This is a genomic window from Pseudoalteromonas sp. BZB3 (assembly GCF_040104455.1).
GTDB lineage: Bacteria > Pseudomonadota > Gammaproteobacteria > Enterobacterales > Alteromonadaceae > Pseudoalteromonas.
Genome location: NZ_JBECOS010000002.1, coordinates 53,334 through 74,014 on the forward strand (window position 1 = coordinate 53,334; position 20,681 = coordinate 74,014).

General features: G+C 42.6%; 18 protein-coding genes. 9 read left to right on the forward strand and 9 right to left on the reverse strand.

Annotated elements, in window-relative coordinates; genetic code table 11:
- Positions 1–2 precede the first annotated feature (2 nt).
- From tatC to ABMY35_RS02430, 6 genes are all read left to right on the forward strand, one after another.
- Positions 3–749, forward strand: a complete 747-nt coding sequence (gene tatC, locus ABMY35_RS02405; RefSeq protein WP_138477699.1) for a twin-arginine translocase subunit TatC — start codon at positions 3–5, stop codon at positions 747–749.
- Entirely contained in the window at positions 746–1,240 is a 495-nt protein-coding gene (locus tag ABMY35_RS02410) for a hypothetical protein (protein ID WP_349284854.1), read from the forward strand. The genes tatC and ABMY35_RS02410 overlap by 4 nt, the downstream gene beginning before the upstream one ends.
- Positions 1,240–2,028, forward strand: a complete 789-nt coding sequence (locus ABMY35_RS02415) for a TatD family hydrolase (protein WP_349284855.1) — start codon at positions 1,240–1,242, stop codon at positions 2,026–2,028. The genes ABMY35_RS02410 and ABMY35_RS02415 overlap by 1 nt, the downstream gene beginning before the upstream one ends.
- Position 2,029: 1 nt before the next feature.
- The gene (locus ABMY35_RS02420; protein WP_349284856.1) at positions 2,030–3,865 is read left to right on the forward strand and encodes a diguanylate cyclase; all 1,836 of its coding nucleotides are present in this window, start codon (positions 2,030–2,032) and stop codon (positions 3,863–3,865) included.
- 9 nt (positions 3,866–3,874) lie between these two features.
- Complete coding sequence (gene hemB, locus ABMY35_RS02425) at positions 3,875–4,885, forward strand: porphobilinogen synthase (RefSeq protein ID WP_349284857.1); 1,011 nt, start codon at positions 3,875–3,877, stop codon at positions 4,883–4,885.
- A 145-nt stretch (positions 4,886–5,030) separates the two neighbouring features.
- On the forward strand, positions 5,031–8,015 hold the full coding sequence (locus ABMY35_RS02430) for an ExeM/NucH family extracellular endonuclease (RefSeq protein WP_349284858.1): 2,985 nt from the start codon (positions 5,031–5,033) through the stop codon (positions 8,013–8,015).
- A gap of 51 nt (positions 8,016–8,066) precedes the next feature.
- Here the strand turns inward: ABMY35_RS02430 and ABMY35_RS02435 are convergent, their stop codons facing one another.
- From ABMY35_RS02435 to ylqF, 5 genes are all read right to left on the reverse strand, one after another.
- A complete protein-coding gene (locus tag ABMY35_RS02435) occupies positions 8,067–8,459 on the reverse strand; it encodes a hypothetical protein (RefSeq protein ID WP_349284859.1) in 393 nt (130 codons plus the stop codon).
- 188 nt (positions 8,460–8,647) lie between these two features.
- Positions 8,648–10,735, reverse strand: a complete 2,088-nt coding sequence (fusA, locus tag ABMY35_RS02440) for an elongation factor G (RefSeq protein ID WP_349284860.1) — start codon at positions 10,733–10,735, stop codon at positions 8,648–8,650.
- A gap of 193 nt (positions 10,736–10,928) precedes the next feature.
- Positions 10,929–11,717, reverse strand: a complete 789-nt coding sequence (locus ABMY35_RS02445) for a TIGR00266 family protein (protein ID WP_349284861.1) — start codon at positions 11,715–11,717, stop codon at positions 10,929–10,931.
- Positions 11,718–11,805: 88 nt separating this feature from the next.
- The gene (locus ABMY35_RS02450; protein ID WP_349284862.1) at positions 11,806–13,107 is read right to left on the reverse strand and encodes a GntP family permease; all 1,302 of its coding nucleotides are present in this window, start codon (positions 13,105–13,107) and stop codon (positions 11,806–11,808) included.
- 1,016 nt (positions 13,108–14,123) lie between these two features.
- Positions 14,124–15,068, reverse strand: coding sequence for a ribosome biogenesis GTPase YlqF (gene ylqF, locus ABMY35_RS02455; RefSeq protein WP_349284863.1), 945 nt, complete (start codon positions 15,066–15,068; stop codon positions 14,124–14,126).
- Between the two features lie 152 nt (positions 15,069–15,220).
- On the opposite strand from ylqF, the gene ABMY35_RS02460 reads away from it, so the two are divergent.
- Complete coding sequence (locus ABMY35_RS02460; RefSeq protein ID WP_349284864.1) at positions 15,221–15,757, forward strand: YaeQ family protein; 537 nt, start codon at positions 15,221–15,223, stop codon at positions 15,755–15,757.
- A gap of 119 nt (positions 15,758–15,876) precedes the next feature.
- Positions 15,877–16,482 carry an alpha/beta hydrolase gene (locus ABMY35_RS02465; protein ID WP_349284865.1) on the forward strand — a complete coding sequence of 202 codons (606 nt, stop codon included), beginning with the start codon at positions 15,877–15,879 and terminating at the stop codon, positions 16,480–16,482.
- 13 nt (positions 16,483–16,495) lie between these two features.
- Here the strand turns inward: ABMY35_RS02465 and ABMY35_RS02470 are convergent, their stop codons facing one another.
- A complete protein-coding gene (locus ABMY35_RS02470) occupies positions 16,496–16,705 on the reverse strand; it encodes a hypothetical protein (protein ID WP_138477677.1) in 210 nt (69 codons plus the stop codon).
- A 297-nt stretch (positions 16,706–17,002) separates the two neighbouring features.
- Here ABMY35_RS02470 and ABMY35_RS02475 point away from each other — a divergent pair, with 297 nt between their 5' ends.
- Complete coding sequence (locus ABMY35_RS02475) at positions 17,003–17,476, forward strand: Dps family protein (protein WP_349284866.1); 474 nt, start codon at positions 17,003–17,005, stop codon at positions 17,474–17,476.
- Here ABMY35_RS02475 and ABMY35_RS02480 read toward each other — a convergent pair.
- The 3 genes from ABMY35_RS02480 to ABMY35_RS02490 form a co-directional block, all read right to left on the reverse strand.
- A complete protein-coding gene (locus ABMY35_RS02480; RefSeq protein ID WP_349284867.1) occupies positions 17,444–17,869 on the reverse strand; it encodes a hypothetical protein in 426 nt (141 codons plus the stop codon). The genes ABMY35_RS02475 and ABMY35_RS02480 overlap by 33 nt on opposite strands.
- A gap of 70 nt (positions 17,870–17,939) precedes the next feature.
- Positions 17,940–20,003, reverse strand: coding sequence for a S9 family peptidase (locus tag ABMY35_RS02485; RefSeq protein ID WP_349284868.1), 2,064 nt, complete (start codon positions 20,001–20,003; stop codon positions 17,940–17,942).
- Positions 20,004–20,078: 75 nt separating this feature from the next.
- Entirely contained in the window at positions 20,079–20,630 is a 552-nt protein-coding gene (locus ABMY35_RS02490) for a hypothetical protein (protein ID WP_349284869.1), read from the reverse strand.
- Positions 20,631–20,681 lie beyond the last annotated feature (51 nt).

A 20,681-nucleotide genomic window follows, 5' to 3' on the forward strand; every position in this document is an offset into this window, starting at 1 on the left:
CTATGTCCGAATCGCTTCAAAGCGGGTTTATTGGCCATTTAATTGAGTTGCGTAATCGCTTAATGAAAGCGTTACTCAGTATTTTATTGATATTTATTGCCTTAGTTTACTTTGCTAACGACATATATGCTTTTGTCGCTGATCCGCTTGTACAGAGCCTGCCTGAAAACAGCACCATGATTGCAACTGATGTGACAGCCCCTTTCTTCGCGCCGTTTAAGTTAACCTTGTTTATATCCTTGTTTGCTGCCATCCCTTTCATTTTGCATCAGGTGTGGAGTTTTATCGCCCCCGGTCTTTACCAACATGAAAAGCGCATGCTGATCCCCATTTTGGTGTCGAGTATTGTGCTGTTTTACTCAGGTATTGCTTTTTGTTATTTCGTTGTCATGCCAATCATCCTGGGGTTCTTTACAAGTGTCGGCCCTGAGATGATGACGCTTTCTCCTGATATCAGTAGCTACTTAAGCTTTATCTTAAAGTTATTTTTTGCCTTTGGTGTCGCATTTGAGATCCCTGTAGCTATCATGTTGTTATGCTGGAGTGGTGCAACAACAACACAAAGCTTGCGAGAAAAGCGTCCTTATATTGCTGTCGGTGCTTTTGTTGTTGCGATGTTTTTAACACCGCCAGATGTTCTATCGCAAACTTTACTCGCATTACCTATGCTATTGTTATTTGAGTTAGGTCTTATATTAGCGGCTTTTTATACAAAAAAAACAACTGAACAACAGGAAGAAGAGCTATGAAAAAAATACTAATGACAACGATTTTGTTACTCTCTGCGTCTGGTTATGCCTCTCAGATTAATGTGCAAGCCCTAGAGGCGTGCAGCCTAGTAGAAAACGATTTAAAGCGCTTAATGTGTTATGACAAAGTCATCGCCGGCAAGAAAATTTCTCAGCCAGTAACGAAAGCCAAAGAGAATACTCCAGCCAAAGCACCAAAAGTGGTTGAAAAACCGCAGGACAAAGCCAATGAATTTGGGCTAGAGAAAAGCAAACAAGCCGCGGCTAAAAAGCTAGATGAGATCCGCTCTACGGTTGTAAAAATAACAAAGAACCCGAGAGGACAACGTACTTTCACTTTGAGCAATGACCAAATATGGAAGCAAAAGGGTTCAGACCGATTTACGGCTAAAGAGGGCGATGAAGTCATTATCATCCGCGGTGTTTTTGATTCTTTCAGAATGAAAAAAGCAAATACCAACCGCCTCATACAAGTTAAACGTATTCAGTAATGCATAATCGTTTCATCGATGCAGGTATCAATTTAACCAGCAGTCAGTTCGATAAAGACAGAGCCCAGATGCTTGTACGTGCTGGTGAGGCCGGCATAGACAATATGTTGTTAATTGGTTGCTGTCTTCAATCTAGTCATGAAAGCTTGTCGCTTGCCAAACAGCATGGTTTTGTGAGTACGGCGGGGATCCACCCTCATGATGCGAAAGATGCACCCGCAGATTTTGTGGCGAAGATCCGCGCCTTGGCCGAACATCATGAAGTGGTTGCAATTGGAGAGTGCGGTCTTGATTTTAATCGTGACTTTTCTCCTCGCGATAGCCAAAATGCAGTTTTAGAGCAACATCTACTGCTCGCTCAGCACCTTGATATGCCTGTATATCTTCATGAAAGAGATGCCTTTGATAGTATGCGTGCGCAGTTAGAGCGCACTTCCGTCAAGGGCGTGCTACATTGCTTTACCGGAGAACAAAACGCGCTAGAGTACTATTTAGACTACGGTTTAATGATTGGTATTACTGGTTGGTTATGTGATGAGCGCCGTGGCGAACAATTGCAAAAACTATTGCCTTTAATCCCAGATGACAGACTTTTACTCGAGACCGATGCGCCTTACCTGCTACCTCGTAGCTTAAAGCCTAAGCCAAAATCCCGCCGTAACGAACCTGCTTTTTTGCAAGAAATAGCGAAGGTGGCAGCTGAACTTAGAGGGCAATCAATCGAGCATATTTCAGAGGTCACACGCAATAACTTTCAACGTTTATTTTTGTCTGATAGGGACAAGTAATATGCGTATCTTGCTATCATTTTTATTATTCTTCAGCTCATTTTTTAGCACGGCATTAGAAGTTGGCAACGACTTCCGTTATCAAAAGCAACTGCCATACGCTTATACATTAGATGACAGTAATAACCTCAAACAACTTATTGAGAAAAACGTTAACTGGACAGATGAAGCAACAGAGGCTCTTAACTTAGGCAAAGTCACAAAACCGCTATGGCTTAAAGTCTCTCTCAAGAATATCTCTGATAATGATATCGACTTGTTATTAAGTGTCGATAATATCTTGCTCGATAAAGTCACCGCCTATATTGCCACACAAGACAACTCGATTATCACTCTCGCCTTAGGCGATGCACAACCGCTTGTAAAAAGGCCAATAAAACACGAGGCGCAGCTAGTACCAGTCAAACTAATCGCACAACAGCATGTTATTTTGTACCTAAACATAGAACACTCAGGTGCTATCAATGTACCTTTAAGCCTGTGGCACCCCATTGAATATATAAAGTACAAAAGCAAATTCAATCTAATTTACGGTATTTTTGCCGGCTTTATTATCGCCCTAGCACTAATGCATTTGGCGCTGTTCTCATTTACCAAAAAAGCTTACTTTTTTTACGCAACTGCATTTGTGAGTTTACTTTGGCTACTCAATATTCACCTCTACGGCTTTAGCTATCGCTATCTGTATGGCAACTGGCTGTGGCTGCAACAATACGCACAACCCTTACTGATCCTGCTGTCGAGTAGCGCATTAATTCCTTTATTAAAACCCTACATCAAGGTGCCAAACTTTGAAGCATTGCTTTCGTCACCTAAGCGATATGCGTATATTGTGATTGCAATACTCACACTTGCTCTGGGTCTATTGCCAATTGATGTTGCTTTGGCATCAAGTTATATCCTTAGCTTTGTTGTGATTACAGCGCTTATGCTGGTATTTATCAGTCAATGGGTGGTTTACAAACAGCATACACCTTGTTTTATTAGCATGTTTGCTTTCATGCTATTTGCACTAGCGCATCAAGTCAGTTTTGAATTAGGCTTTCTTTCAGGGCCCCAATTGAGTACCCCTGTCAGCTATTTTTGCTACTTCATTGTGAGCTTAATTCTTAGTTTTGCCCTGGTAAGACAGTTTATTTCTGAACGAGACCTTGAGGTCGAAGCCCAACAAGCTAAATTGGCCCATAGCCAAGCCCAAGATGTTCTGCTTAATGAGAAACTTAAACTACAAGAACAAACACAAGCTGACTTAGAAGCACTCGTTGATGAACGCACGTTCGAATTACAGGTCACTTTGCGAGAGCTTGAAGATAAGAACCGTGAGCTTGAACAGATCAACATCGAAGACCCTCTCACTAAAATTAAAAATCGTCGTTATTTCGATAAACGCCTACAAATGGAAGTAAGGCGCTCAAGGCGCGAACAAAGTACATTAAGCGTAGTGATGTTAGACATAGATCACTTCAAGAATATTAACGATACCTATGGCCACTTAAGTGGCGATAAAGCCATTTGCGCCGTTGCAGATATCATCAAATCACGCTTACAACGCCCTTCAGATGGAGTCTTTCGTTATGGTGGTGAAGAATTTGTCATGTTACTACCGAACACTGAGCTTGTAGGTGCACAACAAATTGCCGAGCAGATCCGCAGTACCGTTGACGAATTCCAATTAAAACTCGATAAAGCAATCGTCAATCTGACGCTCAGCGCTGGCGTTTATAGTGCCGTTGCTATCGACCCTAAATCACCACATCTTTATACCGACTTTGCTGACAAAGCCCTCTATGAAGCTAAAAAGCAAGGCCGTAACCAAGTTAGAATCTATCAGCCTTAGGAGAATAAAATGGCTCAATCAGGATTAGATTTATTTCCTTATACTCGTATGCGCCGCATGCGTCGTGATGACTTCTCTCGTCGCCTGATGAGTGAAAATCAGTTAACCGTGAATGACCTGATTTATCCAGTTTTTGTACTTGAAGGGAAAAACCGCCGTGAGGCCATTGAATCTATGCCTGGCATTGAAAGGTTATCTATCGACTTGCTCGTAGAAGAAGCAAAAGAGTTGGTAGAGCTAGGTGTGCCTGCAATTGCTATCTTCCCAGTAACACCTGCTGATAAGAAATCACTTCATGCGGAAGAAGCCTATAACCCTGAAGGATTAGCACAGCGAACAGTACGCGCCTTAAAAGCGGAGTGCCCAAGCCTTGGCGTGATCACCGATGTGGCACTTGACCCATTCACGACACATGGTCAAGACGGTATCATTGATGAAACGGGCTATGTGATGAACGACATCACCACAGAGATTTTAGTAAAACAAGCACTGTCACATGCTGAAGCGGGTGCCGATGTGGTTGCACCTTCAGATATGATGGATGGCCGCATCGGTGCCATTCGTGAAGCGCTTGAAGCTGAAGGTCACATCCATACACGCATCATGGCGTATTCAGCAAAGTACGCGTCAAGCTACTATGGTCCGTTCCGTGATGCAGTCGGCTCTGCAGGTAACTTAAAAGGCGCTGATAAAAAGAACTACCAAATGGATCCAGCTAATTCAGACGAAGCCATTCGTGAAGTTGCACTAGACCTGCAAGAAGGTGCCGACATGGTGATGGTTAAACCAGGCATGCCTTACTTAGATGTGGTACGTCGCGTAAAAGACGAGTTTGGTGTACCAACTTTCGCTTATCAGGTAAGTGGTGAATACGCCATGCATAAAGCTGCGATTGATAACGGCTGGCTTGCTGAAAAGCCATGCATTATGGAATCGTTGCTGGCCTTTAAGCGTGCCGGTGCTGATGGCATTCTGACTTACTTCGCTAAGCAAGCAGCCATCTGGCTAAAAGAGCAATAAAAACCACAATTAATAAAGAGTGAAAGCATAGAGTTTTCGCTCTTTATTTACCTCAAAGATTAACATTCTGTCATTTTTATGTAACATACCCCGCGTAGGCTAATGTCCCCATTTAGCTAATAATCAAAATATACACGGGAACAAAATGATTAAAACAAGCTTAAAACCCCTTGCTCTATTAGTGGCTGCCGCAACAGCTCCTGCGCAAGCAAATCTTATTATCTCTGAATATGTAGAAGGCAGTTCAAGCAATAAAGCTGTAGAGTTATACAACACTTCTGGTGCTGAACTCTCACTAGATGGCTACAGCATCTCTCTTTATTCAAATGGTAACGGTGATCTAGCTTCACCTAATAACACCTTAGCTTTAACCGGCACACTCGCGGCAAACGCAACCTACGTTATTGTAAATAGCAGAGCAGTTGATGAATTAAAAGCAAAAGCCAATACAGAATCAACCATCACTTTTTTCAACGGTGATGATGCATTAGTACTTACTAAAGACGGTACAATTGTTGATAGCTTTGGTCAGTTGGGTGTTGATCCTGGTTCAGCATGGGATGAGGGCGGTGTAACAACAGCCAACAAAACCCTGCGCCGTAAAGCAAGCATCACTTCAGGCCGCACTGATGCAACATCTGCTTTCAACCCAAGTGAACAGTGGGAGCAATTCGACCAAAATGATTTCTCTGGTATAGGTGCCCATGGTGCTACAGATGGTGGTGACGGTGGTGATACGCCAGAGCCAATTAAGCCGCTAGTATGTAACGACGCATACACTACGATTAATGCGATCCAAGGCAATGCTGACGAAAGCCCACTTAAAGACCAGGTGGTTATTATTGAAGCGGTCGTAACAGCTGACCTACAAACTGACGACCAACTAAAAGGCTTCTTTGTTCAGTCATTAGCAAAAGATGTTGATACAGACGTAAAGACCTCTGAAGGTATTTTTGTTTACTACTCAGAGTTAGATGTAAAAGTTGGTGACATTGTGCGCTTAGAAGGTACTGTGCAAGAGTATTACAGTGCGACACAGATTGGCAATGTCACTCGTGCAGAAAACTGTGGTACAGCTGATATCTCAGCAGCAGCACTTACTCTGCCTGTAGCCGCTTTAGATGATTTAGAAGCCTTTGAAGGCATGCTAGTTAGCATTGACCAACAGCTGTACGTAAATAACACATACGGTTTAGGCCGCTATGGTGAAGTTGCGCTTGGTACAGAGCGTCTTTATCAAGGTACGCAAGTTGCTCTTCCTGGTGATGCAGCTAATGCAGTAGAAGCACAAAATAAGTTAAAAGAAATTCTTCTAGATGATGGCTCTACAAAGCAAAACCTTGATCCTAAATACCCTCAAAATGGTTTAAGTGCTTACAACAGCTTACGTTTAGGCGACACTGTAAATAGCGTAACCGGTGTTGTTGGCTACAGCTTCAATAAGTATCGTATTCATCCAACCGTTGCTCTTGAGTTTGTAAACAGTAATGAGCGTACTGAAGCTCCTGAGTTAAAAGGTGAGGGTGATTTACGTATCGCCAGCTTTAACGTATTAAACTACTTCAATGGTGATGGTGAAGGCGCTGGCTTCCCTACCCCTCGTGGTGCAGATAACGAAGAAGAATTACAGCGCCAACAAGCTAAACTTGTTTCTGCTATCACAGCATTAAACGCTGATGTTATCGGTTTAATGGAAGTCGAGAACGATGGTTTTGGTGAGCTGAGTGCAATTGATGATCTGGTTGCAGCAATTAATGCAGAATCAGACAGCGACTATGCGTTCGTTAACTTCAATGCAGAAAAGATTGGTACTGACGACATCACAACAGCGATCATTTATCGTAAAGATGTTGTTGAAGAGGCTGGCACGGCAAGCTTTACCACAGAAGCACCATTTGATTATAGCAACCGTCCACCAATTGCACAGAGCTTCAGAAAACTGGATACGAATGAAGAGTTCACAGTTGCAGTCGCTCACTTGAAATCTAAAGGTAGCTGCCGTAGCGCTGAAGGCGATAATGCTGACTTAGGCGATGGTCAAGGCTGTTGGAACGCAATCCGTACTGAAGGCGCGAATAAGTTCGCTGACTGGCTAATGACTTACCCAACAGGCAACGAAGATGCAGATATCATTCTTGTTGGTGACATGAATGCGTATGCGATGGAAGATCCTATTAAAGCATTTGCAGACAAAGGCCTAGTAAATGTAATGAACCACGTTGACGGCGATAACTTCGGATACTCTTATACTTTCTCTGGCCGCCTAGGTAGCCTAGACCATGCTGTAGCATCTGCTAGCCTTCTGAAGAAAGTAACAGACGCAACTGATTGGCACATTAATGCGGATGAGCCTGCGGTATTTGACTATAACACTGAGTATAAGTCTGACACTCAGCTAGCAAGTTACTATGCTGATCATGCATACCGCTCGTCAGATCATGACCCGGTTGTTATCGAAATCAAGACTGTTGATGCTCGCCCTGTCATTACTACAGGTCAAACCTTCCAAATCGAAGAAAATGCTGAAATGGATAAGGAAATTGGCACATTAGTATTTACTGATGCCGATGCTGACCTATCACCAGTTACTAAGTTTATGATTGAAGGTACTGAGCTTGTAAAGATCAACGAGCAAGGTAAGTTAATGGTTGCAGGTGAACTAGATTACGAAGCGAATAGCGTAATCACATTCACAGTACAAGCAGAAGACTCAGCGGGTAATGTATCTGACAAGGTTGAGGTGACGCTGAACATCCTTGATATTGATGATACCAGCCCAGTCATTGCAGCTAATCAAACTTTCCAAATCGAAGAAAACGCCGAGATGGACTCAGAGATTGGTATGTTAGAGTTCAGTGATAACACTGCGGTAACTAAGCTGATGATTGAAGGCACTGAGCTTGTGAAGATCGACGAACAAGGTAAATTAATGGTCGCGGGTGAGCTTGATTTTGAAACGAATAGTTCAATCACATTCACAGTACAAGCTGAAGATGCTGCTGGTAACCAATCAGAAGCCGTTGAAGTGACGGTTAATGTCCTTGATATTGATGAAGACGACAGCGGTAGCTTAGCATGGTTAAGCTTACTTGCGACACCGTTCGCTTTCTTACGTCGCCGACGTAAATAGTCTGTATTAACAACATAAAAAATGCGCCTTAGGGCGCATTTTTTATAAAAACTATAAGGCCAGTAAACGCTCTGCTTTTGACAAATCAGCCTCACTGACCTGCCAAGCGTAAAAACGGACCACACTATTGTCTCGAGTTCTTACCGTCAGCACATCTCCAAATAAGCTTGTGTGAGATGAAATTGATTCAATAGACTCTTGGTGAATATATCTCACTGTAAAGCCAATACCATAACTGATACCCGCTTTATCAATGTGCACAAACAGCTTATTTTTTTGCTGAAGCGTTGCCACAATAACACTACATGACACCAAAACTAAACCCAACCACTTAAGTAGTTGAAATGTCACGAGCTCAAAATTGACGAGCACTAGACAGAACAGACCTAATGAGAAGCTAATTAGAAGCAATATTTTATTCGAATTTAAATCCACAGTGTGCACAACACGACTCCATTATACGTATCACAAAGCTGGTACTAAAATAGTTACACTATTTGAAGAATCGGCATAATACTTAGCCAATGTCCCTTTTTCAACTATATTTTATACGAAAATAGCATGAGATATTGCGGGCATAAAAAAACCGCTTGTAAAACAAGCGGTTTTTAAAATCAGATAAAAAGGGCTAATTACTTAGCTGCTTTTTTCTCTTTCTCAGCTGCGATTACAGTGTCAGCAACGTTTTGCGGACATGGTGCGTAGTGAGCGAATTCCATTGAGAACTGACCACGACCAGACGTAATAGTACGTAGGTGACCAATGTATCCGAACATTTCAGATAGAGGTACTTCACCCTTGATACGAACGCCCATTGCGCCAGCTTCTTGGTCTTTGATCATACCACGACGACGGTTAAGGTCACCGATTACGTCACCTACGTTGTCTTCTGGCGTGAATACGTCAACTTTCATGATTGGCTCAAGAAGTTGTGCACCCGCTTTAGGGATAGACTGACGGAAAGCGCCTTTAGCTGCGATTTCGAACGCGATTGCTGATGAGTCAACTGCGTGGAAAGCACCGTCGAATAGCTCAACTTCAACGTCTAGTACAGGGAAGCCCGCTAGAACACCTTCTTGCATCATTGATGCAAAGCCTTTCTCAACTGCAGGCCAGAATTCTTTTGGAACATTACCACCAACAACTGATGAAGAGAATTGGAAGCCTGAGTTAGGCTCACCTGGCTTGATGCGGTAATCGATCTTACCGAATTGACCAGAACCACCAGACTGCTTCTTGTGCGTGTAGCTGTCTTCGATTTCTTGCGTGATAGTTTCACGGTAAGCAACCTGAGGCTGACCAACAACTAGCTCAACGCCGTAAGTACGCTTAAGGATGTCTACCTTGATGTCTAGGTGTAATTCACCCATACCTTTAAGGATAGTTTCACCTGAATCTTCGTCAGTCTCAACCTGGAATGACGGATCTTCTGCAACCATCTTACCGATCGCGATACCCATCTTCTCGTTACCACCTTTATCTTTAGGTGCAACAGCGATAGAGATTACTGGATCAGGGAAGATCATCGCTTCTAGTGTACATTCGTGCTTAGGATCACAAAGCGTGTGACCTGTTTGAACGTTCTTCATACCAACAACCGCGATGATGTCACCCGCTTGTGCTTCAGTCAGTTCGTTACGCTCGTCTGCTTGCATCTCAACCATACGGCCGATACGCTCTGTTTTACCAGTTGCAGAGTTAAGTACTGTGTCACCTTTCTTCATGCGACCAGAGTAGATACGGATGAACGTAAGTGCACCGAAACGGTCGTCCATGATTTTGAACGCAAGCGCTTTAAGTGGCTCTTCTGCAGAAACAGTTGCTACTTCACCAGTAGGCTCACCTGTGTCTTTGTCAGTTAGAGGCTGTGGATCAACTTCAGTTGGAGACGGTAAGTAGTCAACAACTGCGTCTAGAACTAGCTGCATACCTTTGTTTTTGAATGCAGAACCACAGAAAGTTGGGAAGAAAGCAAGGTCACGTGTACCTTTACGGATACAAGCTTTGATTTGCTCTAGTGAAGGCTCTTCACCTTCCATGTATGCTTCCATTAGGTCGTCGTCTTGCTCAACCGCAGACTCAACTAGCATCTCATGGTATTCTTCAACTTTGTCTACCATATCAGCTGGAACGTCAGTGATTTCGTAGTTTTCAGGAAGGCCTGTCTCGTCCCAGATGTATGCTTTTTTCTCTAGTACGTCTACAACACCAGTGAACTGGTCTTCGATACCGATTGGAAGAGTCATAACTAGTGGGTTAGCACCAAGTACTTTCTCAACCTGACCAACTACGCGGTAGAAGTCAGCACCCATACGGTCTAGTTTGTTTACGAAGATACAACGTGCAACTTCTGATTCGTTCGCATAACGCCAGTTAGTTTCTGACTGTGGCTCAACACCACCAGAACCACAGAATACACCGATACCGCCATCAAGTACTTTAAGTGAACGGTATACTTCAACTGTGAAGTCAACGTGTCCAGGAGTATCGATAACGTTTAAACGGTGGCCTTTCCACTCACAAGTTACAGCTGCTGATTGGATTGTAATACCACGCTCAGCTTCCTGTTCCATGAAGTCAGTAGTTGACTCACCGTCGTGAACCTCACCAGTTTTGTGAATTTTACCAGTAAGCTTTAGGATACGCTCAGTGGTGGTAGTTTTACCCGCATCAACGTGCGCGAAAATACCAATGTTTCTGTATTTCGATAAATCTGCCATTGTTTTACTCTATTTAAAGTAGAAAATTATTCGGCGGGAGTATATCACCTCTTTCGGTGAACATCATCCTAGATATCGTCTAAAATGCAGACAATTTGCTAAAAAGTGATTTTTCTTGAAAAGAAATACGCCTCACTCGATACATTTAAATCGAATGAGGTCGAAAAGCGCTTAATTAAAAGGGTTTCTAAGGTTAATTGCCATCTATTATGTCGCCAATTGAACCAAGTACTGAGCCCTCGCCTTGACGACTACCTCCTTGACTTGGTGCATGTTGGATCACTCTGTCGGCCAGCCTTGAGAAAGGTAAACTTTGGATCCACACAGTGCCAGTACCCGACAAAGTCGCTAGGAATAGTCCTTCACCGCCAAAGAACATACTTTTTAGACCACTGACACGCTCAATATCAAACTCAATGCCTTCACTGAATCCGACCACACAGCCTGTATCTAATTTCAATGTGTCATTATTAAGTTGCTTTTTGATGACCGTACCGCCTGCATGGGCAAAGGCCATACCATCGCCTTGCAAGTGCTCAAGAATGAAGCCTTCACCGCCAAAAAAGCCCGCGCCAAGTTTGCGCTGAAATGCGATGTCGACTTTGGTGCCTAAAGCCGCACACAGAAAAGAGTCTTTTTGCAAATAAACAGAACCGCCAAGCTCAGCCATATCCAAAGGTATGATGGAACCAGGGAAAGGCGCAGCAAATGCGACACGCTTTTTGCCATGCCCACTATTTGTAAAGTGCGTCATAAATAGCGACTCACCACTGATCATCCGCTTACCCGCACTGAATAGCTTACTCATAAAACCTTGTTCAGGCTCTGAACCATCACCCATTTTGGCTTCAAACTCAATGCCGCTTTCCATATAGTTCATTGCACCAGCTTCCGCGATAACGGTTTCTCGCGGGTCTAGTTCAATTTCAACCATCTGCATCGATTCGCCGATTATTTCATAATCAATTTCATGACATCGCATTGTGTAATCCTTCTAGATTGAACATGATAGTGGCTGTTATCTTGCGCCCAAAAACGCCACTTTTAACAGCATTAAATTGTAAGCAAAGTTAAAAAACAATAAATAATCCTAAGATCAACGCCAAGCCAATTAACGGCACGACCACAGTGAGCATGGCTAGAGGCCAGTAGGCGTCTTGATGCTTCTCACCACAAATCGCACGTACGGTTGTCACTACATAGCCATTGTGTGGCAAGGTGTCTATGGCGCCTGAGCTTATTGCTACTACACGGTGCAATTCATCAGCCTCAACACCCAAGTCCATATAATGTGGCGCCACTAAGGGTAAGGCGATGGCCTGTCCACCAGATGCAGAGCCTGTTAAACCTGCAATCACACTCACTGCAATCGCAGCACCTATCAGTTCATGCCCAGGGATCTGCGTCATCATAACCACGGCATCTTGAAATGCTGGAGTCAGCTTAGCCACTGCGCCAAAGCCAACAACAGCTGCCGTATTACCTATTGCAACTAAAGCGCCTGTTGTTGCTTGATTCACCACAACTTCAATATTAATAAAGTATTTAAAGTTGATAATAAATAGACTGATCACCCCACCGAGTAAAGCCACAATTAAGGCATTTTGCTGCAGTGTTTCATGTAAGGTAAAAGACAGTGCCAGCACGACCAACAAAGGGATCACACCAGTGATTGGGCTTGGCAACTTACACCGTGTTGCTTCAGGGTCATTATCTCGCGCCTCAAATTTCTCGCCATTTGCTATGGCACGTTTAATCATAAATTGCAGTAATACATACCCGAGCCCCGCCATAAATATGGCAATAACCAAACTCTCTTGCCATGCAGCATAAGGTGACGTACCTAGGTATTTAATTGGGATCCAGTTTTGAATTTCAGGGGAGCCTGCCGATGTCATGGTGAAGGTGACAGAGCCAAACGCCAATGCCGCAGGAATAAAACGACGAGGCAAGTTCGCATCTTTAAATAGACTGAGTGCCATGGGATAAACCGAAAATGCCACAATGAAAACACTCACGCCACCATAAGTGAGCAAAGCACAAGCAAGTACAACGGCCAACACCGCATACTTCATACCTAGCTTGTTAACTATATAACGAGCAACTGCATCTGCCGCGCCACTGTCTTCCATCAACTTACCAAACAAAGAGCCCAGTAAGAACATCAAAAACCAAGCTTGTACAAAGCCTGCAAAACCACTCATGTAACCCGATACAAAGCTTGCTTGATCACTGATCTGGAATAAAGGTAGGCCACTCGATAACGCCACAACCACAGCACACAAAGGAGCAGAAATAAATAAATTCACCCCCCTAAGCGTCAATACAATTAAAGCAATAAGGGCAAGTGCTAGACCCATTGAACTCAACATAGTGTCACCTGTTCATTTTTATTTTTATTTAACAGTTAACCACACGTTAGGAGATTCAGTCTGAAAAGTACACAGCTCAGTATATAAAATGTACTTACAACTTCGCCCAAAACTAAATGAGAATTATTTTCAAATAAATGTTGACACCTTTACAATTCTAACTAATAATCAATCTCAACAAGATGACAGCACGATACACAATCTTGTTTCTCAACCCAGAATACGTGATGCATACACGCTAACATTGTAGGCCAAGAACTCAAATTAACACGCCCCTGTTTTTTGCTGAGTTGGCGGCCGAACTTATTTTACTTGCTACATTGCTCATATCGGTGACGGTAGATATGAAAAGTCAAAAAGCCCTTAATTGGGCTTTTTTTATGTCTAAGTTTCATGTTTTTATCAGAAAAGATCTAAATGAGAATTATTTTCAAATAATTGTTGACACACATATAAATCTAACTGATAATCAATCTCAACAAGACAAGGCACGCTACTGAATCTTGTTTCTCGACCCAGAATTCGTGATGCACACACGTTAACAGCATTGGCCAATAACACTTTTTAACGCGCCCCTTGTTATCCAGTGTTGGCGGCCAAACCCATTTTACTTGCTACATTGCTCATATCGGTGACGGTAGATATGAAAAGTCAAAAAGCCCATAATTGGGCTTTTTTTATGCCTGTAATTCCCGAGTTCAGCAACCCAAAAATAAATGAGAATTATTTTCAAAAAGACTGTTGACACATCCAATAATCTAACTGATAATCAATCTCAACAAAGCGAGGTTGACGGCTTACTTTGTTACTTTACTCTAATTTGTTTCTCGACCCGAAACACGTGTTGCCACGTTAAAGCCATGGTAGGGAGTGAGATATCGCAACGCCCCTCGCGATATCTTCACTTTTCTCCAAACACATTTTACTTGCTACATTGCTCATATCGGTGACGGTAGATATGAAACACAAAAAGCCCTGAACGGGCTTTTTTTATGTCTGCAATATACGTGAGTGTTTTAGCGGCGGTTCTTACGCGCTCTTGCTCTACGTAGCTTTTTCTCTTCCTCTTTTGCTGCTTTTTTCGCTTCAGCCGCAGCGCGCAGCTCACCAACCATAATTTCTTCTTCATCACGCATGATAGGTGTTTCCATGGTGATACGACCAATAATGGCATCTCGTAATTCATTGATTAAGATTTCAGATATCTTATGCGTATCAACTTGGTTGCCACCGCGAATACAACCACGTTTACGCCCCGCCATTTCGACGAACTCCCAATCTTGCTCCGGTAATTCATCAATTTTATAACGTGACTTTAATAATTCAGGGTAAGCAGTTAGCAAGTATTCAGCGGTAAAGCTGGCGACTTCTTCGTAATTCATCGCCGTGTCTTTTACTGCACCAGTCGCCGCTAGACGATAACCCGAATTTTCATTTTCAACTTTCGGCCATAGCATGCCTGGTGTGTCATAGAGCATGATGCCATCTTCTAGACGAATACGCTGCTGTGACTTAGTAACCGCAGGTTCATTACCGGTTTTCGCCACGATACGACCAGCAAGGTGGTTAATTAAAGTCGACTTCCCTACATTCGGGATACCCATGATCATGGCTTTTAGCTGCTTATCTGCACCCACTTTATGTGGAGCGAGCTTTTTACAAAGTTCGTTTACCCTAGCAACTTCGGCACCTTTATCATGGCCAAACGCAATGGCTTTTACACCACTTTCTTGTTCAAAATAGTCCATCCATTGCTTAGTCAGCTCAGGATCAGCCAAGTCGGCTTTATTCATAATTTTGATGACCGGCTTATCACCTCGAAGCGCAGACACCATTGGGTTTTCACTGCTATACGGGATCCTCGCATCTAAAACTTCGATAATCACATCCATTTGCGGCATGATCTCTTTAATCTCATTGCGAGCCTTGTTCATATGCCCAGGAAACCACTGAATGGCCATACTTGCGCTCCTAAATTCTGTTCGACAAAAATTGATTGCGTTATTTTACGCAAAAATCAGCAAAAACACTAAACAACCTCGTTGATAAAATCGTATTTAAACGCTTTTGCTCATGTATACTGCTGTCATTCTTATTAGTATGAACAAAGACAATGGCTTTAAAATCAACCATCATCAAAGCGCAACTCGCTTTGAGCGATATGGATAAACACGTATACGAAACACTCTCTCTAACGGTAGCGCAACACCCTTCTGAAAATGAACAGCGCTTAATGATCCGCATTTTAGCATTTGCGCTTCACTACCAAGAACGCTTGGAATTCACCAAAGGTCTTTGTGCTGATGATGAGCCTGAAGTTTGGTTAAAAAACTATAATGAAGAGATTGATCTTTGGATAGAGCTAGGTCTGCCAGATGAAAAGCGCGTTAAGAAAGCCTGTAATCGTGCTAAAGACGTTGTGCTTTATTGTTATGGCGAAAACAACCAAGAGATTTGGTGGCAAAAGAATCAGCCTAAGCTTTATAGCCACGATAATCTATCGGTTATCAGTTTACCGTATGAAGCAACATCACAACTTGCGACGATGGCAAAACGTGGAATGAATTTAACCGTGACAGTGCAAGATGGTGAAATTTGGGTAAGCGATGAAGAACAAAGTGTGCACATTATCCCTACCATCTGGAAATAGTGGTTATCATTGGTAAAACTTAAACTGTAATTGCTTTTCAACGATTAATTAAGCGCTGGCTCAGTTTCACTTGTTAGAGTAATCTCAACTTAACAGGGAAGCCTTAAATTGGAGGCACAATGGCAATACATAAAATCATCGTTTTGCATGGACTTTATATGTCTGGCTTCGTGATGCAGCCATTGTGCAACAAACTTAAAAAACATCAGTTTGAGATTTTAAATCTTACTTACAATACCCTTAGCCCTGATAAGTCAGAGATTTTCTCTCAAATCGATGACTTTATTGGCAATGATAGCGCTGCGCTTGTTTGCCACTCAATGGGCGGATTAATTGCGCGTGCATACTTAGATAACCACTCAGGAACCAGTGAGCAGGTTGAGAAGGTCATCACTTTGGGTACGCCCCATAAAGGCAGCATATTTGCTAAACAGATGCATAAAAAAGGGCTCGATGTTTTTTTAAAAAACAGTGTGGAGTTCTTGGTCTCAGACAACCAAGATTGGCCCTACAAGGCAAGGCTTTACAGCATTGCTGGTGATTTACCTTTGGGGCTGATGCCTATTTTACAAAAAGGCAGTAGCTCTGATGGCACAGTATTATTAGAAGAAACAAAACTACAGGGTATGGCAGAACACAAAGTATTTCATGTTAGCCATACCAGTATGATTTATTCACGCAAAGTCACCGACTATGTACTATCACTTCTAACTGATTCTGAATGACTTTAGTACTTGCTTAGTGATCGCCTTTTTCTGCAATTTTATAAGCCACAAATGCGATAATACCTGTGATCAGTGGGATTGGTGCTGCAATATAACCAAATGCATCTGAGTTTGCGAAGCTCGCACCTGCTAAATGACCAACAAGACCGACGACAAATGCCAGTAGCGCGATAACGACAACGGTGATTTCTGCTTTATGTTGTGATTGTGTTTTTAGTTCCATGATGACACCCATTGATTTTTGTCTGTTTACAGAGTCATTATGCGCGTCATGCCTGTATGATTATTGACCTAAATCAAGTTCTATTTCTGGTATTTATACCTCCTATCACTAACTTGTGATAGATCAATTTTCAGGTCAAAAAGCAAACAAACCAGCTAATGTTGGCAAGCTTTATTCCATAGATTAATAACACCTAATCAATCGCTTTTTTGAATTGCAGTTATTGTTTTATCCCGTTAGACCAATCAAAGCACATACCCCATACTTACTCCCATGCAAACAACAGGAGTAAATAACATGACACAGTTCAGCGATATCGGTTTATCAACACAAGCAAGTGAAGACCTAGCAGTAAAACTAAATGGCTTATTAAGTAATTATCAAATTCAATACATGAATGCGCGTGGTTTTCATTGGAATATCAAAGGCAAAAACTTTTTTGAACTGCACCTAAAGTTTGAAGAGATTTATGACCAATTATTGTTAAAAGTAGATGAGCTAGCGGAACGTATCCTAACCATAGGTGGCCAGCCACTGCATGCATTTAGCGATTACTTAGAGCATGCTGAAATTCAAGAAGCGAAAAACATCACAGATGGTAATGAAGCGGTGACAACACTACTGAATGGTTTCACGCTATTACTAAAACAGCAACGCGAGATTTTAGGTGTGGCAAGTGATGCAGAAGATGAAGGTACAGCCGCTCTAATGAGCGACTATATTAAAGAGCAAGAAAAACTAGTGTGGATGCTCAAAGCTTATTTGGGATAGTTCAGTTAAAGGCTTAATATGCTCAGGCTTAGCACTAATATAAGTCTTCTCATCGGGGTAAAAACAGATCTCTGTTTTTGCTCCTTGCCACAACTGCTTTAGATTATATTCCGCAATTGGGTTAACACCTATATAGTCGACCCATTTATAACCTCGTTGCTTTACCCCTTCGAAATATTCTTTAGTTGCCTCCAAACTATCTGAGGTACTCATTTCAAATTCAGATAAATTCAGTACAGCACTGTCACAAGGTGTTGGCTCTGACATAACACGCTTAATAATATCATTTTGAAAATCAATCACCCCTTCGCGATTGAAACCACCTTTCAAAGCAATATAAATCGTCGCATTTTCAATATGAACACGCCATAAACCGTGTGCTTTAAACTTCATCTTTACCCCTATTAAAACAGGGCTGTTAAGGTCACAGCCCGTCTTAGACATTTAAAAGTATAGCGTCTTATCATGACGCCTGTTCAAGCAGGCTAATAAAAAATGCCTGTTCTAGGGCAATTTCCTCAAGGCGTTTAAAGCGACCGCTTGCGCCGCCATGACCAGACCCCATATCCGTTCTGAATAACAATAAAGAGCCTGTTGTTTTAGTTTCACGTAATTTCGCGACCCACTTCATCGGCTCCCAATACTGCACTTGCGAATCGTGTAGACCCGTTGTGACTAATATATTTGGATAGGCTTGTTGCTTCAGATTATCGTACGGTGAATATGCTTTTATGGTTTGATAATCAGCTTCGTTATTTGGATTACCCCACTCGTCATACTCATTCGTCGTAAGCGGGATTGACTCATCAAGCATAGTCGTGAGCACATCTAAAAATGGCACGTGACATCCTACCCCTAAATACAATTGTGGCGCTTGGTTTACCACTGCCCCCATTAACAAACCGCCCGCGCTGCCACCAGAAGCAAAGACTTTATGCGCATCAGCATAACCTTGTTCAACAAGGCTACGGGTCACATCTTCAAAGTCATTAAATGAGTTCTGCTTATGGGCTTTTTTGCCTTGCTCGTACCATTCTCGACCTAACATTTCAGAGCCGCGAATATGCGCTATGGCATAAACAAACCCTCTGTCTAATAAACTCAGAGTATTACTCGAGAAGTTTGGATCTATGGTGATGCCATAAGCGCCATAGCCATACTGCAGCATAGGATTAGAGCCATCTTTTTTGAATAATGACTTTTTATATACCAAAGAAACAGGCACTTTTACGCCATCTCGCGCCGTAATGTGTAGGCGCTCAGAGGCATAGTCATCCGCAGAAAAACCTCCGAGTACTTGCTGCTGCTTTAAGCACTGCTTTTCACCTGTGGCTAGGTCGCATTCATACACGCTACTCGGCGTAGTCAGACTTGAATAATGAATGCGCACGGCAGTTGATTCTGGCTCAGGATTATTGCCCATATGCGCGCTATAACACACATCATTAAATGCCAATGTATGGCTACCACCCTGATAGTCATGTACGACAAAACGTGTTTGCCCTAAATAACGTTCAGTCACAATATAGTGGCTATTGAAAAGCTCTAACCCTTCAATCAATACATCGCCTCTGTGTGCAATCTGTGTCTGCCATTTTGTAATATCAGCGATATCCTCTAGCTTTGCTGTACAGAGCTTAAAGTTTTTTGCTTGGTGGTTCGAGACAATGAAGTACTGCTCTGCAAACTTATCAATACCAAACTCATGGCCTTCTAAACGCGGGCACAATAACTCAAATGCCTGTTCCGGATTATTAGCATCGAGCGCCCACTGTTCTGATGTTTCGGTTGCTGCTAGATAAATATAGATTTGGCTATCGTCACGACTTTTTCCTAAGCCCATATAAAACTGACGATCTTGCTCTTCATAAACGAGCACGTCATCTGATTGAGGCGTACCCAGAACATGTCTGAACACTTGAAAGCCTAGTAGAGTTTGTAGGTCTTTTTTTACATAAAAAACCGTACGATTGTCATTAGCCCACACCACTTGGCCTTCGGTATTTTCTAACTCATCAGACAGATATTCGCCGCTTTCTAAGTTGATAAACTTAACTTTATAAATACGTCGGCCATCAGTATCTTCGCTATAGGCCATCAGTTCATCGTTTTGGCTCACCGCCATATCGCCAATATCATAATACTCGTATGGCGCAGCAAGTTCATTGACATCCAGCAGCAACTGCTTGTTTTGCATCTCGGCATTGTCTGCTCGATAGTGAAACGCATATTCGTTGTCACCTGCAACTTCACTCATATACCAATATTTACCATCTTTTACTGGTACTGAGCTGTCGTCTTTTACAATACGCCCTTTCATTTCTTCAAACAGTTGATCTTTTAAAGTATCGTGGGGTGCCATGACCGCTTTTAGATAGTCGTTTTCAGCCTCTAAGTGCGCCAGTATTTCTGGGTCTTGGCGATTATCGTCGCGCATCCAATAATAATTATCGACGCGTTGCTCTGCATGCGTCTCTAAAACATGGGGGATTTTTTTTGCGATTGGGGCTGAAATAGACTGACTCACTTGCCTTTCCTTAAATAAGTTAATTAGCAGCAGTGTACCATAGTCAAACTACCTGAAAAGGGGATGCGATATACCTCAGCACACTTCCCAAGCCATTTCCCACAAAGCGCCAACCCCAGGTTCGAAGTCACCGCTGATATCACGGCAATATTCACTAAATGGCCAGGCTTTACACTTGTAATAACGCCCTGTTGCTGGATGCCATACTTTGGTACCTGGTTGATAGTTTTGCGGCTGCTGAGGATAGATGTTTTGCGTGTGCGCTTCACTATTTCGCGCTTTCGGCTTGGCCGTACATTGGTAGCTGAGTTCGAACTCGGTAATACCACTACTTGGGTGGCTAAAGACAGGTAACTCTCCGTAGCCCACTTCCCAGCCCAATAAAGCTTTTTTTCCCACCTTCACGAGAGGCAAATGAAAGTTAATGAGATTTGCAAGTTCACGCGTCCAATATTGTGATGTTTGCATTGCGTTATAGGCAATGTTTAAAGTGAGCTGTAACGCTTCTACTTCACCTTCTGGCGTGAAAAAATGCGCAGTGACAGCATCGCCCACATACAGTTGACGATTCTGTTTTAATACTGATATCTGTTGCCATTCATCAAGTATCAATTGGCGCCTTAGCATAGTTATCTCAAAATAAAGAACGAAGTTAAATTATAACGAGAGACACCTCAA